Origin of the sequence: Anaerotruncus massiliensis (ex Togo et al. 2026) (genome assembly GCF_030825285.1) — a bacterium.
Lineage (GTDB): Bacteria > Bacillota > Clostridia > Oscillospirales > Ruminococcaceae > Anaerotruncus > Anaerotruncus massiliensis.
Genome location: NZ_JAPJQF010000020.1, coordinates 25,692 through 38,079, shown reverse-complemented (window position 1 = coordinate 38,079; position 12,388 = coordinate 25,692). Strand labels below are relative to the sequence as shown.

Below are 12,388 nucleotides of genomic sequence, written 5' to 3'. Positions count from 1 at the left end.
ACTTAAGCCTCCAGCGCGGCAAGCGTCAGTTTCGTGGTGTCCGCAACTTCTTCCTGGCCTTCCACGATGCGGAGCTTGCCCTTCTTCTGGTAGAACTCCTTGAGGGGCTCGGTCTGCTCGTGGTAGGTGGCCAGGCGGCCGCGCACGGTCTCGGGCTGGTCGTCCTTGCGGATGATCAGCTTCCCGCCGTCCTTGTCGCACACGCCCTCCACCTTGGAAGGCTTGTAGTCGACATGGTAGCTGGCGCCGCAGCTCTCGCAGACCCTGCGGCCGGAAAGCCGCCGTTCGATCGCCTCGTCGGCGACCTCGATGTCGATGACCCTGTCGATCTCGACGCCCATCTCGTCAAGCGCGGCGGCCTGCGGGACGGTGCGCGGGAATCCGTCGAGGATGAACCCGTTTTTGCAGTCGTCCTGCTGGAGCCGCTCCTTGATGATGCCGATCACGACCTCGTCGGGCACCAGCGCGCCGCTCTCCATATAGGATTTCGCGCGCAGACCCATCTCGGTCCCGTTCTTGAGCGCCTCACGGATGATGTTGCCCGTGCTGATGGCCGGGATTCCCAGCTTTTCACAGATGACTTCCGCCTGGGTGCCTTTGCCGGCGCCGGGAGCGCCGAGGAGTATCAGTTTCATAACGACATCTCCTTTACTCTAAGAAGCCCTTGTAGTGGCGCATCATCATCTGGCTTTCCAGCTGCCGGAAGGTGTCGAGCGCCACGCCCACGACGATGATGATCGAAGTTCCGCCGAGCGCGATGTTCATCTTGGTGATACCGCCGATGCCGATCGGCAGGACGGCCACGAGCGCCAGGAAGATACCGCCGACCAGCGTGATCTTGGAGATGATCCGCGCGATGAAGTCGGAGGTCGGACGGCCCGGACGGATGCCGGGGATGGTGCCCGAGTTGTTCCTGAGGTTGTTGGACATCTCGATCGGGTTATACTGAATCGCCACGTAGAAGTAGTTGAACGCGAGGATCAGGATAAAGTAGAGCACCGCGTAGAGCGGGGTGTTGTAGTTGAACGCGCCGAGGAAGTTCGCCCAGAAGCCGGTGCCGTTGGGGGCCACGAACGCCTTGATGGTGCCCGGGATCGCCAGCAGCGAGGAGGCGAAGATGATCGGCAGAACGCCCGACATGTTCACTTTGATGGGGATGAAGGTCGACTGTCCGCCGTACATCTTGCGGCCGACGACCTTTTTGGCGTACTGCACCGGGATGCGCCGCTCGGCGTTGGTCATGATGATGATCACCACGATCAGCGCGAGGAAGAGCACCACGATGAGCGGAACGGTGAAGTAGTACATCGGCTGCTCGGAGCCCATCTGCAGGTAGATCCAGAGCTTCTGGATCGCCGCCGGGCCGCGGGAGACGATGCCGGCGAACAGGATCATCGAGATGCCGTTGCCGATGCCGTGCTCGTCGATGCGCTCGCCCAGGTAGACGATCAGCATCGCGCCGCCCATGAAGGCCGCGATGATGACGATCGCGGAGAAGATCCCCGCGAAGCCGCTGCGGTACATCACGGCGCCGCTCTGGTTGCGCAGCAGGGTGTAGTAGGCCCATGCCTGCAGAAGCGCAAGCGCGACGGTGACGTAACGGGTGATCTTGTTGATCTTTCTGCGCCCGTCCTCGCCCTCCTTCGCCATGCGCTCGAGGGCCGGGATGGCCACGGTGAGCAGCTGGATGACGATCGAAGAGGTGATATACGGGGTGATGGACAGCGCGAAGATGGTCGCCCTGGCGAACGCGCCGCCCGAGAGGATGTCGAGATAGCCGAGCAGGTTGCCCGCGTTGGCGGGGTTCTGGAGCATCTGCTGGAGAACCTGCGCGTCAAGGAAGGGCACCGGGACGGCCGTGCCGAGCCGGAAGAGCACCAGGATCATCAAGGTGTAGAGGATCTTTTTCCTCAGGTCCGCAATGTGCCACGCGTTTTTTAACGTCTGGAACATTTTACTTCACCTCAGCCTTCCCGCCTGCTTTCTCAATCTTTTCCTTGGCAGACGCTGAAAAAGCCGCGCAGTTGACGGTGAGCTTCTTGGTGATCTCGCCGTTGCCGAGGACTTTGACGCCGTCAAGGGTCTTTTTGAGGATACCAGCGTCGAGGAGCGCCTGGGCGTCCACGACCGCGCCATCCTCGAATTTCTCGAGATCGGAAACGTTGACCGTGGCGTAATGGGTGGCGAAGATGTTCACGAAGCCGCGCTTCGGAACACGCCGCGCCAGCGGCATCTGGCCGCCCTCAAATCCGGGCTGTTTGGCGCCGGAACGGGCCTTCTGGCCTTTGTGGCCCTTGCCCGCCGTCTTTCCGTTGCCGGAACCGTGGCCGCGGCCCTTGCGGAACACGTCCTTGTTCGAACCCGGCACGGGGGAAAGTTCATGCAATTTCATTTGACCTGCACCTCCTTGCTTTATGCGTTGGTGACCTCAATGAGGTGGGAAATTTTCGTGATCTTGCCCTTCGTCGCGTCGTTGTCGGGCTGGGTGGTGGTATCGCCGATCCTGCGCAGTCCCAAGGATTCGGCGGTGGCAATCTGGTCGTCTTTTCTGCCGACGAGGCTCTTAACGAGCTTGATGGTAAGCGCCATAACGCCTTCCTCCTTATCCAATAATATCCTTCACGGATTTGCCGCGGATGGCCGCGACCTGCTCCGCGTCACGCAGGGAGCACAGCCCCTGGATGGTCGCCGAAACGACGTTGCAGGGGTTGTTGGAGCGCAGGCACTTGGTACGGATGTCCTTGATGCCCGCGGTCTCCATCACCGCACGGACGGGGCCGCCCGCGATGACGCCGGTTCCTTCCGGGGCCGGTTTCATCAGCACGCGTCCCGCGCCGTAAACGCCGATCGCCTCGTGGGGGATGGTCGTTCCCTTGAGGGAGATCTTGTGAAGGTGTTTTTTCGCGTCCTCAATACCCTTGCGGATGGCGTCGGGTACCTCGCCCGCTTTACCAAGCCCGAAGCCGACCGTGCCGTTGCCGTCGCCGACAACCACGAGGGCCGCGAACTTGAAGATGCGTCCGCCTTTCACCGTTTTGGAAACGCGGTTAATCGCTACGACGCGCTCCTTGAGCTCGTCATTGTTGTTCGCATTAAACTGAGCCAAAAGTATCCCTCCTTCTTTAGAATTTGAGGCCGCCTTCACGGGCCGCTTCCGCCAGCTCCTTGACGCGCCCGTGGTAGATATAGCCGCCGCGGTCGAACACCACTTCGCTGATGCCCTTGTCGGCCGCTTTCTTCGCGATCGCTTCGCCGACCTTCTTGGCCGCTTCCTTGTTGCCGCCGTTGCCCTCGAAATCCTTGTCCAGCGAGGACGCCGCGCACAGCGTCACGCCGTTTTCATCGTCGATGATCTGGGCATAGATGTGTTTGGCGGAGCGGAAGACATCAAGACGAGGGCAGCCAGGCGTGCCGCTGATCTTCGCCCTGACCCTGCTGTGCCGTTTGAGTCTGGCGACATTCTTGTCAGGCTTCGTTACCATGTTACTTCACTCCTTTACTTCTTGCCCTTGCCCGCTTTGCCTTCCTTGCGGATGATCACTTCGTCGATATACTTGATCCCCTTGCCCTTATACGGCTCGGGCGGGCGCTTCTCGCGGACTTCCGCCGCGAACTGGCCGACCTTCTGCTTGTCGGGGCCGTGGATGATGATCTTGTTGGGCGCGGGGACGTCGATCGTGATGTCGGCGTTGTCCTCCATGAAGACCTGGTGGCTGTAGCCGAGGGTCATGACGAGCTGTTTGCCCTGCTTGGCCGCGCGGTAGCCGACGCCGTTGATCTCGAGTTCCTTCTTGAACTCCTCGGTGACGCCCTGCACCATGTTGGCGACCAGGGTGCGGGTCAGCCCGTGCAGGCTGCGCATCTCCTTCTCGTCGTTGGGGCGGGTCACGAGGATCTCGCTGCCTTCCTGCTTGATGCCCATCTCGGGGCGGAAGGTCTGGGTCAGGGTGCCCTTGGGGCCCTTGACGGTTACCGTGCTGCCGTCGATTTTGACGTCGACGCCCGCGGGCACGGTGATGGGCTTTCTTCCGATTCGACTCATTTCACCGCACCCCCCTTACCAAATGAACGCGAGGACTTCGCCGCCGACATTCTCTTTGCGAGCCTGCCTGTCGGTCATAACGCCCTTGTTGGTGGACAGGATGGCAACGCCGAGTCCCTTCATCACGCGGGGCATATCCTCACAGCTGGTGTAGATGCGCAGGCCGGGTTTGGAAACCCTGCGAAGGCCCTGGATGACCGGGGTCTTGCCCTGCCCGTATTTCAGGACAACGCGGATGGTGCCCTGTTTGCCGTCCTCGACGACGGTGAAGCTCTTTATATATCCTTCATCCAACAAAATCTGAGCAATTGCTTTCTTCATGTTGGAAGCAGGAATATCGACCGTATCATGTTTTGCACTGTTCGCATTTCTGATACGGGTCAGCATGTCAGCGATCGTATCGGTGATATGCATGCCGTCAACCTCCTTTATTCGCTCAGCTTTGTTTTACCAGCTTGCCTTCCTGACGCCGGGGATCTGCCCTTTGTACGCCAGTTCCCTGAAACAAATACGGCAGACTCCGAATTTGCGAAGGTAAGCGTGCGGCCTGCCGCAGATCTTGCACCGGGTGTATTCCCTGGTGGAGAACTTCGCCGGGCGGCTCTGCTTGATCTTCATCGATGTTTTTGCCACAGTTTTCCCTCCTTACTTCGCAAATGGGGCGCCCATGAGCGTCAAGAGCTCGCGGGACTCCTCGTCGGTTTTCGCAGTGGTGACAAAGCAGATGTCCATGCCCCGGACCTTGTCGATCTTGTCGTAGTCGATCTCGGGGAAGATCAGCTGCTCCTTGAGGCCCATGTTGTAGTTGCCGCGCCCGTCGAAGCCGTTGGGGTTGATCCCACGGAAGTCGCGCACGCGGGGCAGGGCCACGGAGAACAGCCTGTCGACGAACTCATACATCCGGTCGCCGCGCAGGGTGACCTTTGCGCCGATGTTCATGCCTTCACGCAGCTTGAAGTTCGCCACGGATTTTTTCGCCTTGCAGATGACCGGGCGCTGGCCCGTGATCTTGGAAAGGTCAGAAACGATTGCGTCGATGATCTTGGGATTGTCCCGCGCCTCGCCGCAGCCGACATTGATGACGACCTTATCAAGCTTGGGGATCTGCATGACAGATTTATAGCTGAATTTCTTCATCAGCGCGGGAGCGATCTCGCCCACGTACTGGTCCTTGAGTCGTGCCATGATTTCTCCTCCTTACTTAAAAAGTTTCGCCACATTTCGGGTTTTTGCAGATACGTTCCTTCTTGCCGTCGTTGAGGACCTTGTGGGCAATCCGGGTGGGCTTGCCGCATTTGGGGCAGACGAGCATGACCTTGGAGGCGTACATGGCGCCCTCCGCCTTCACGATGCCGCCGGGATCGCCCATTTTGCGGGGCTTGACGTGCTTGGTCATCATGTTGACGTGGTCGACGATGACCTTGCCCTCCTTGGGGGAGACCTCAAGAACCTTGCCCTGCTTGCCCTTGTCCTTGCCGGACAGAACGATGACTGTATCGCCCTTTTTGACGTGAAGCTTATTCACTTTTGAGCACCTCCATTACAGCACCTCGGGAGCGAGGCTTAAAATCTTGAGGTACTCCTTTTCGCGGAGTTCCCTCGCAACCGGTCCAAAGATACGGGTACCTCTGGGGTTTTTATCTTCTCTGATGATGACCGCAGCGTTCTCGTCGAAGCGGATATAGGTCCCGTCGTCGCGGCGGATCCCCTTAGCGGAACGAACGATTACCGCCTTGACCACGTCGCCCTTTTTCACCTGACCGCCGGGCGCGGCCTTCTTGACGGAAGCCACGACCACATCGCCAATGTTGGCGTATCTCCTGCGGGAGCCGCCGAGCACGCGGATGCACATGAGTTCCTTCGCGCCGGTGTTGTCGGCTACTTTGAGATAGGTCTGCATCTGTATCACAGAGCGTTCCTCCTTTCAATCGGACTGTCGGAAAAGACCGTCCGGATGTTATTTCGCCTTCTCGATGATTTCGGTGACCCTCCACCGTTTATCCTTGGACAGGGGGCGGGTCTCCATGATCTTGACCTTGTCGCCAACGCCGCACGCGTTCTCTTCGTCGTGCGCCTTGAACTTCACGGTGCGCTTGATGATCTTCTTGTAAAGGGGATGTTTGACGTTGTCCTGGATGGCGACGACGACCGTCTTATCCATCTTATCGCTGACAACCGTGCCGACACGGGTCTTGCGGAGATTTCTTTCGCTCATTTACCTTCGTCCTCCCTTCCGCTTACTGCGCGCTCTTAAGCTCGTTGGCCCGGATCTGGGTCTTCACCCGCGCGATGTCCTTCTTGACGATGTTCAGGCGCATCGGGTTATCGAGCTGGTTGATCGCGTGCTGGAAACGAAGGTTGAAAAGCTCGGCTTTGAGGTCGTTGAGCTTCTCCTGAAGCTCCTTGTCAGACAGTTCCCTGATCTCAGTTGCCTTCATTACTCTTCACTCCCCTTTTCCTCAGTCTCTTTGGCAACGAACTTGCACTTGATGGGCAGCTTGTGCGCGGCAAGACGCATTGCCTCACGGGCCAGGTCCTCGGGCACGCCGCCGATTTCAAACATCACGCGGCCGGGCTTGACGACTGCGACCCAGTACTCGGGGCTTCCTTTACCGGAACCCATGCGGGTCTCGGCCGGTTTTTCGGTGATCGGCTTATCCGGGAAAATCTTGATCCAGACCTGGCCGCCGCGCTTGATGTAGCGGGTCATGGCGATACGGGCGGCCTCGATCTGGTTGGAGGTGACCCACGCCGGCTCAAGCGCCTGCAGGCCGAAATCTCCGTAAGTGACGGTGTTGCCGCGCAGGGCCTTGCCCTTGAGGCGGCCGCGCTGAACACGGCGGTATTTCACACGTTTTGGCAGCAGCATTACTGTTTGCCTCCTTCCCTCTGGGGACGGTCATCCCTGCGGGGCCTCTTGGCATCCCCGAGAACCTCTCCGGCGTAGATCCATACCTTGACGCCGATTCTTCCGTAGGTGGTGTTCGCCTCGGCAAAGCCGTAGTCGATGTCGGCGCGGATGGTCTGCAGGGGGATGGTGCCCTCATGGTAGTGCTCGGTCCTCGCGATCTCGGCGCCGCCCAGACGGCCGGACACCTGGATCTTGATGCCGCGGGCGCCGAACTTCATCGCGCGTCCGATCGACTGCTTCATGGCGCGGCGGAAGGAGACGCGGGCTTCCAGCTGGGCGGCGATCGACTCGGCCACGAGCTGGGCGTTCTTGTCGGGGGACTTGACCTCGACGACGTTGATGAAGACCTGGCGCTTGTCGGCCGCGGCCTTGCTCTTGTTGATCATCTCGTCGCACTGGCGGCGGATCTTCTCGATCTCGGCGCCGCCCCTGCCGATGACGATGCCCGGGCGGGAGCAGTGGATGTGGATGCGCACCTTGGTGGCGTCGCGCTCGATTTCAATGCGGGGGATTCCTGCATCGTAAAGGGTTTTCTTTAAGAACTTGCGGAGCTTATAATCCTCGACAAGGATATCGCCGAAAGCATCGTCCTTAGCAAACCAGCGGGAATCCCAATCCTTAATAACTCCGACACGAAGGCCGTGCGGATTCACTTTTTGGCCCATAGTTTACCTCCTCTTTCAGCGTTATTCTTGTTCTTTGACGGTGATGAAGACGTGGGACGTCCTCTTGAGTACGCGGAACGCCCTGCCCTGCGCGCGGGGGCGGATCCGTTTCATCGTCGGGCCGGGGGTGACGTAGCACTCGGACACGTACAGGTTGTTCCTGTCCATGTTGAAATTGTTCTCGGCATTTGCCACGGCCGACTTCAGCAGCTTCTCCAACGGCTCGCAAGCGGCCTTGGGGGTCTGCCGGAGAATCGCCATCGCCTGGTCGGCGGGCTTGTTGCGGATAAGATCAAGCACGATCTGCACCTTGCGAGGCGCGATGCGGGCATGTCTCAGCGAAGCTCTTGCTTCCATGGTTGAGTTCCTCCTTTCGGCCTCGTTTTAGTTGCTCTTCCTGGCGCCGGCGTGTCCGCGGTAGGTCCTGGTGGGGGCAAACTCGCCGAGCTTGTGCCCAACCATGTCCTCGGTCACATAAACCGGCACGTGCTTGCGGCCGTCGTGGACCGCGAAGGTGTGCCCGACAAAATCGGGGAATATCGTCGAAGCGCGGCTCCAGGTCTTGAGGACCTGCTTTTTCTCGCCGCTCTCGTTCATCTTGCGGACCCTCTCCAGCAGAACGGGCTGAACGTACGGTCCCTTTTTAATGCTTCTACCCATGAATATTTCCTCCTTTCAGCCCGTCTTACTTCGCGTTGCGGCGCTTGACAATAAACTTGTCAGAGCGGTTGTGTTTGGCGCGGGTCTTGTAACCCAGCGCGGGCTTGCCCCAAGGGGTGACCGGGCCCGGACGTCCGACCGGGCTCTTGCCCTCGCCGCCGCCGTGCGGGTGGTCGCAGGGGTTCATGACGGAGCCGCGGACGGTCGGGCGCCAGCCCATGTGGCGGCGGCGGCCGGCCTTGCCGTAGTTGACGTTCTCGAAATCGATGTTGCCGACCTGGCCGATCGTTGCCACGCAGATCTCGGGGATGTTGCGAAGCTCTCCGGAGGGCAGGCGGACGAGCGCCATGCCGTTTTCCTTCGCCATCAGCTGGGCCATGACGCCGGCCGAACGCGCCAGCTGCGCGCCCTTGCCCGGGTAAAGCTCGATGTTGTGGATGAAGGTACCGGTCGGGATGTTCATCATCGGCAGCGAGTTGCCCGGCTTGATGTCCGCCTTGGCGCCGGAGACCACCGTGTCGCCGACCTTGAGGCCGTTGGGCGCGATGATGTAGCGCTTCTCGCCGTCCTCGTACTGGACGAGCGCGATGTGGGCGGTGCGGTTGGGGTCATACTCGAGCGTCAGGACCTTGGCCGGGATATCGGCCTTGTCGCGCTTGAAATCGATGATGCGGTATTTCCGGCGGTTGCCGCCGCCGCGGTGGCGGACGGTGATCCTGCCGTTGCTGTTGCGTCCGGAGTGCTTCTTGACAGGCTCAAGCAGGCTCTTTTCCGGAGCGACCTTGCTCAACTCGCTGTAGTCGGTGACAGTCATCTGCCGGCGACTGGGCGTAGTGGGCTTATAGCTCTTAATAGCCATTCGGTTTCACTCTCCTCATTTTAGTTAGCGGGGCAGAGAACCCCATACGCGGCGCAGGGCGCCATTAGAGCATGGTGTCGAAGAACTCGATCGTCTTCGAACCCTCGGTCAGCGTCACGATCGCCTTCTTGAAGGAAGGGGTGTAGCCCTGGTTGCGGCCCATCCGTTTCAGGCGGCCGCGGCAGCTGATCGTGTTGACCGACGACACCTTGGCGCCGGGGAACAGCGCCTCGACGGCCTTGGCGATTTCAATCTTGTTGGCGTCCTTGGCGACCCGGAAGGTGTACTTCCGAAGCTGCACGTTCGCCATCGAAGCCTCGGTGATGACCGGACGGAGGATAATGTCCTGCGGAGCTTTCATTATGCGTACACCTCCTCGAGTTTGGCGACGGCGTCTTTCGCGACGATGAACTTGTCGCAGTTGACGATGTCGTAGACGTTGAGCGTGTTGACCAGCGCGGTCTTGACGCCCGGGATGTTGGAAGCGGATTTGATGAACTGGTCGTTCTTGTCGCCCATGACGATGAGCGCCTTCTTTTCCGCGCCGAGCGCCTTGAGCATGTCGACCACCGGGCGGGTCTTGTAGCCGTCGACGGTGATCTGGTCGACCACGATCAGGTCGTTCGTGAGGACCTTGTCGGAGAAGACCGATTTGATCGCCAGGCGGCGGGTCTTCTTGTTGAGGGAGTAGCTGTAGTCGCGCGGCTTGGGGCCGAGCGCGATGCCGCCCTTGCGCCACTGGGGAGCGCGGATGGAGCCCTGGCGCGCGTGGCCGGTGCCCTTCTGCCTCCAGGGCTTCCTGCCGCCGCCGGTAACCTCGGTGCGGGTCAGGGTCGACTGGGTGCCCTGGCGCTGGTTGGCCAGATAATTCACGACGCACGCGTGCACGACCGCCTGATTGGGGGTGATGCCGAAGACGGCGTCGGAAAGCTCGATCTCAGAAACGGCTTTGCCGGCCATATCATAAACTTGAACCTTTGGCATTGTGTGTGTCCTCCTTCCCTTACGCCTTGACGCTATCGGTGATGCAGACCACGCCGCCCTTGGCGCCGGGGATCGCACCTCTGATCGCGATGAGATTGTTTTCCGCGTCCACCTTGACGACCGCAAGGTTCTGGACGGTGACGTGTTCGTCACCCATGTGGCCCGGGAGGCCCTTGCCCTTAAAGACGCGGGACGGGGACGAGCAGGCGCCGTTGGAGCCGGCGTGGCGTCCGACGGGGCCGGAGCCGTGGGTCGCTTTGAGGGTGTGGTTGCCGAACCGCTTGACGGTGCCGGCGTAGCCCTTGCCCTTCGAGGTGCCCGCGACATCCACCGCGTCTCCCGCGGCGAAGGCGTCGGCCTTGATGATGTCGCCGACGTTTAAGGACGAGCAGTCCTCCAGACGGAACTCCTTGAGGGTGCGCTTCTGCGCGACGTCAGCCTTCGCGAAGTGTCCCTTGAGCGGTTTGTTGATCGCCTTGTCCGAGATGTCGCCATAACCGATCTGCACGGCTTCATAGCCGTCGTTTTCGATTGTCTTCTTCTGGACGACAACGCAGGGGCCGGCCTCAACGACGGTCACGGGGATCACTTTTCCGTTCTCGTCAAAAAGCTGGGTCATGCCGATCTTTTTGCCTACGATGCACTTTTGCATACCTTTCTTACCTCCTGAAGGTTATTGGTCGGCTCTCGCCGACTTGACCTGACGGCGGATCCGTCGTCGGGGTTTCGCGCGGCTTAGAGCTTGATTTCAATCTCCACGCCGGCGGGGAGTTCGAGTCCCGTGAGCGCCTCGACCGTCTTGTTCGAGGGACGCAGGATGTCGATGAGCCGTTTGTGGGTCCTCATCTCGAACTGCTCGCGGCTGTCCTTGTACTTGTGGACGGCGCGCAGGATGGTGACGATTTCCTTCTCGGTCGGCAGGGGGATCGGACCGGAAACGCGGGCGCCGGTGCGCTTTGCCGTTTCCACAATCTTCTCCGCCGATGCATCGACGAGCTGGTGATCGTAACCTTTGAGCCTGATTCTGATTTTCTCCTTGACTGCCACTGAAGATCGCCTCCTTAATGTTTTCTGACGACACTTCACATACCGAATCGCTCTGTACACCCCTCCGGGTGTTTCGCGGGCGGGCATACAAAAAATCCGGTAAACCTTCCAGTTTAGCCGGACTTCATACCGCCCGCGGCCAAAAGCCGCCGCGCCGCGCAAAATGCCTCTGGAGGCGCATTGCGCACGCTTTCATCAGTATTAAAGTCGCCCGGTTTGAAATCGGACATACTCCGCGGAAATTCCCCGCCTCAAAGGGCGGCCACCTCCCGCATCATCGCATATCTGTGCAGTCACGCTCGATTATAATACCACAACCCCCGTCACAATGCAAGTATTTTCTGATAAAAATTCGTAAAAAGCTCCAAAAAATTTTCGCTTCCCGGCCGCCGTCAAAAGTCCCTTTTCAGGAAAGTTTTCCCGCCCCCCCGGCGGCTTATGCGGGCGGCCCGGGGCGAAAAAAGAGGGGCGGCTCCGCCGCCCCTCTTTTGAGGGATTCTTTAAAACTCCGGGCCCTTGTTTTCCGGCTGCTGCGGCGCCTCCGGCGCGGCGGGCGGGGCCTTGGGGCTGCTGCCCGCGGGCATCGCGGCGTAATTGATGCCGGCTCCCTGCGCGGCCGAAAGGCTCGCGAGGTAGGCCTTCTTCTGCTGGCTCGACCCGACGAGGTAGAGGATCGGCAGGACGACGCCGCCCACGAGGCTCACCAGCCCGTTCAGCGAGAAGACGCCGCCCGAGAAGAGCATGCCGATCACGCCGAGGATGAGCAGCACGATTCCCCACGCCATGAAGAAGCCGCTCTTCTCCGGGCGGGAGCTGCGGCTCAGCCCCATGATGCCCGCGATGGCGCGCGGGATGGCGGCGATCGCCGCGAAGAGGATCATGACCGCGCTGATCACGGCGAAGACGCCGCCCATCACCGACTGGAACTCCTCGTCCTGCATGAGCTCATAGAACTGCTCCGGGTCGTCGATGCCCGCCTGCGCCGCGAAGGAGGGGTCCTCCATCGCGATTTCCATGATCATGCTCGTAAAACCGCTCGAGCTGCCGCCCAGCTCCTTCTGGACGTCCATCGAGATCATGCCCGCGGACACCAGCCCGAGCACCGCGAAGACGATCATCAAAATCGCCGTCACCTTGAGCAGCGTGTTCTGATAGGTCATTTCCATGTTCTTACCCCCGTTTGCTGTTTATTCCGGCGCGCGCCGGGAAATTCGGATCCG

Annotated in this window: 24 protein-coding genes; all 24 read right to left on the bottom strand. The window is 60.2% G+C overall.

The window, feature by feature from the left end; all coding sequences use genetic code 11:
• Positions 1-2 precede the first annotated feature (2 nt).
• The 24 genes from RCI06_RS08040 to RCI06_RS07925 all read right to left on the bottom strand — a co-directional run bounded on the left by RCI06_RS08040 (position 3) and on the right by RCI06_RS07925 (position 12,334).
• Complete coding sequence (locus tag RCI06_RS08040; RefSeq protein ID WP_101548321.1) at positions 3-635, bottom strand: adenylate kinase; 633 nt, start codon at positions 633-635, stop codon at positions 3-5.
• A 13-nt stretch (positions 636-648) separates the two neighbouring features.
• On the bottom strand, positions 649-1,953 hold the full coding sequence (gene secY, locus RCI06_RS08035; protein WP_101548318.1) for a preprotein translocase subunit SecY: 1,305 nt from the start codon (positions 1,951-1,953) through the stop codon (positions 649-651).
• Between the two features lies 1 nt (position 1,954).
• Positions 1,955-2,392 carry a 50S ribosomal protein L15 gene (gene rplO / locus RCI06_RS08030; RefSeq protein WP_101548316.1) on the bottom strand — a complete coding sequence of 146 codons (438 nt, stop codon included), beginning with the start codon at positions 2,390-2,392 and terminating at the stop codon, positions 1,955-1,957.
• A gap of 20 nt (positions 2,393-2,412) precedes the next feature.
• Positions 2,413-2,589, bottom strand: coding sequence for a 50S ribosomal protein L30 (rpmD, locus tag RCI06_RS08025; protein WP_101548314.1), 177 nt, complete (start codon positions 2,587-2,589; stop codon positions 2,413-2,415).
• A 13-nt stretch (positions 2,590-2,602) separates the two neighbouring features.
• Positions 2,603-3,106, bottom strand: coding sequence for a 30S ribosomal protein S5 (gene rpsE, locus RCI06_RS08020; RefSeq protein ID WP_101548311.1), 504 nt, complete (start codon positions 3,104-3,106; stop codon positions 2,603-2,605).
• Positions 3,107-3,122: 16 nt separating this feature from the next.
• Positions 3,123-3,482, bottom strand: a complete 360-nt coding sequence (rplR, locus tag RCI06_RS08015; protein WP_101548309.1) for a 50S ribosomal protein L18 — start codon at positions 3,480-3,482, stop codon at positions 3,123-3,125.
• Between the two features lie 14 nt (positions 3,483-3,496).
• The gene (gene rplF, locus RCI06_RS08010) at positions 3,497-4,042 is read right to left on the bottom strand and encodes a 50S ribosomal protein L6 (RefSeq protein ID WP_101548307.1); all 546 of its coding nucleotides are present in this window, start codon (positions 4,040-4,042) and stop codon (positions 3,497-3,499) included.
• 15 nt (positions 4,043-4,057) lie between these two features.
• Positions 4,058-4,456 carry a 30S ribosomal protein S8 gene (gene rpsH / locus RCI06_RS08005; protein ID WP_101548305.1) on the bottom strand — a complete coding sequence of 133 codons (399 nt, stop codon included), beginning with the start codon at positions 4,454-4,456 and terminating at the stop codon, positions 4,058-4,060.
• 33 nt (positions 4,457-4,489) lie between these two features.
• Entirely contained in the window at positions 4,490-4,675 is a 186-nt protein-coding gene (locus RCI06_RS08000; protein WP_101548303.1) for a type Z 30S ribosomal protein S14, read from the bottom strand.
• A gap of 12 nt (positions 4,676-4,687) precedes the next feature.
• Positions 4,688-5,227: a 50S ribosomal protein L5 gene (gene rplE / locus RCI06_RS07995; protein ID WP_101548301.1), complete on the bottom strand. Its 540-nt coding sequence runs from the start codon at positions 5,225-5,227 to the stop codon at positions 4,688-4,690.
• 16 nt (positions 5,228-5,243) lie between these two features.
• A complete protein-coding gene (gene rplX, locus RCI06_RS07990; protein WP_101548299.1) occupies positions 5,244-5,567 on the bottom strand; it encodes a 50S ribosomal protein L24 in 324 nt (107 codons plus the stop codon).
• Between the two features lie 15 nt (positions 5,568-5,582).
• Complete coding sequence (gene rplN, locus RCI06_RS07985; protein WP_101548298.1) at positions 5,583-5,951, bottom strand: 50S ribosomal protein L14; 369 nt, start codon at positions 5,949-5,951, stop codon at positions 5,583-5,585.
• A gap of 48 nt (positions 5,952-5,999) precedes the next feature.
• A complete protein-coding gene (gene rpsQ / locus RCI06_RS07980; RefSeq protein ID WP_101548297.1) occupies positions 6,000-6,257 on the bottom strand; it encodes a 30S ribosomal protein S17 in 258 nt (85 codons plus the stop codon).
• Between the two features lie 22 nt (positions 6,258-6,279).
• Entirely contained in the window at positions 6,280-6,480 is a 201-nt protein-coding gene (gene rpmC, locus RCI06_RS07975; protein WP_101548296.1) for a 50S ribosomal protein L29, read from the bottom strand.
• On the bottom strand, positions 6,480-6,911 hold the full coding sequence (gene rplP / locus RCI06_RS07970) for a 50S ribosomal protein L16 (protein WP_101548295.1): 432 nt from the start codon (positions 6,909-6,911) through the stop codon (positions 6,480-6,482). Before rplP ends, rpmC begins: the two co-directional genes overlap by 1 nt.
• Positions 6,911-7,618, bottom strand: coding sequence for a 30S ribosomal protein S3 (gene rpsC / locus RCI06_RS07965; RefSeq protein WP_288234819.1), 708 nt, complete (start codon positions 7,616-7,618; stop codon positions 6,911-6,913). The genes rplP and rpsC overlap by 1 nt, the downstream gene beginning before the upstream one ends.
• Before the next feature lie 21 nt (positions 7,619-7,639).
• Positions 7,640-7,975, bottom strand: coding sequence for a 50S ribosomal protein L22 (rplV, locus tag RCI06_RS07960; RefSeq protein WP_101548289.1), 336 nt, complete (start codon positions 7,973-7,975; stop codon positions 7,640-7,642).
• Positions 7,976-8,002: 27 nt separating this feature from the next.
• Positions 8,003-8,278 carry a 30S ribosomal protein S19 gene (gene rpsS, locus RCI06_RS07955; RefSeq protein WP_101548286.1) on the bottom strand — a complete coding sequence of 92 codons (276 nt, stop codon included), beginning with the start codon at positions 8,276-8,278 and terminating at the stop codon, positions 8,003-8,005.
• 25 nt (positions 8,279-8,303) lie between these two features.
• Complete coding sequence (gene rplB / locus RCI06_RS07950; RefSeq protein WP_101548284.1) at positions 8,304-9,137, bottom strand: 50S ribosomal protein L2; 834 nt, start codon at positions 9,135-9,137, stop codon at positions 8,304-8,306.
• Positions 9,138-9,201: 64 nt separating this feature from the next.
• Positions 9,202-9,498, bottom strand: a complete 297-nt coding sequence (gene rplW / locus RCI06_RS07945) for a 50S ribosomal protein L23 (RefSeq protein WP_101548279.1) — start codon at positions 9,496-9,498, stop codon at positions 9,202-9,204.
• Entirely contained in the window at positions 9,498-10,121 is a 624-nt protein-coding gene (rplD, locus tag RCI06_RS07940) for a 50S ribosomal protein L4 (RefSeq protein ID WP_306575465.1), read from the bottom strand. The genes rplW and rplD overlap by 1 nt, the downstream gene beginning before the upstream one ends.
• 19 nt (positions 10,122-10,140) lie before the next feature.
• The gene (gene rplC, locus RCI06_RS07935; RefSeq protein ID WP_101548275.1) at positions 10,141-10,773 is read right to left on the bottom strand and encodes a 50S ribosomal protein L3; all 633 of its coding nucleotides are present in this window, start codon (positions 10,771-10,773) and stop codon (positions 10,141-10,143) included.
• 83 nt (positions 10,774-10,856) lie between these two features.
• A complete protein-coding gene (gene rpsJ / locus RCI06_RS07930) occupies positions 10,857-11,168 on the bottom strand; it encodes a 30S ribosomal protein S10 (protein WP_006873286.1) in 312 nt (103 codons plus the stop codon).
• Between the two features lie 500 nt (positions 11,169-11,668).
• Complete coding sequence (locus RCI06_RS07925; protein ID WP_306575461.1) at positions 11,669-12,334, bottom strand: hypothetical protein; 666 nt, start codon at positions 12,332-12,334, stop codon at positions 11,669-11,671.
• Positions 12,335-12,388 lie beyond the last annotated feature (54 nt).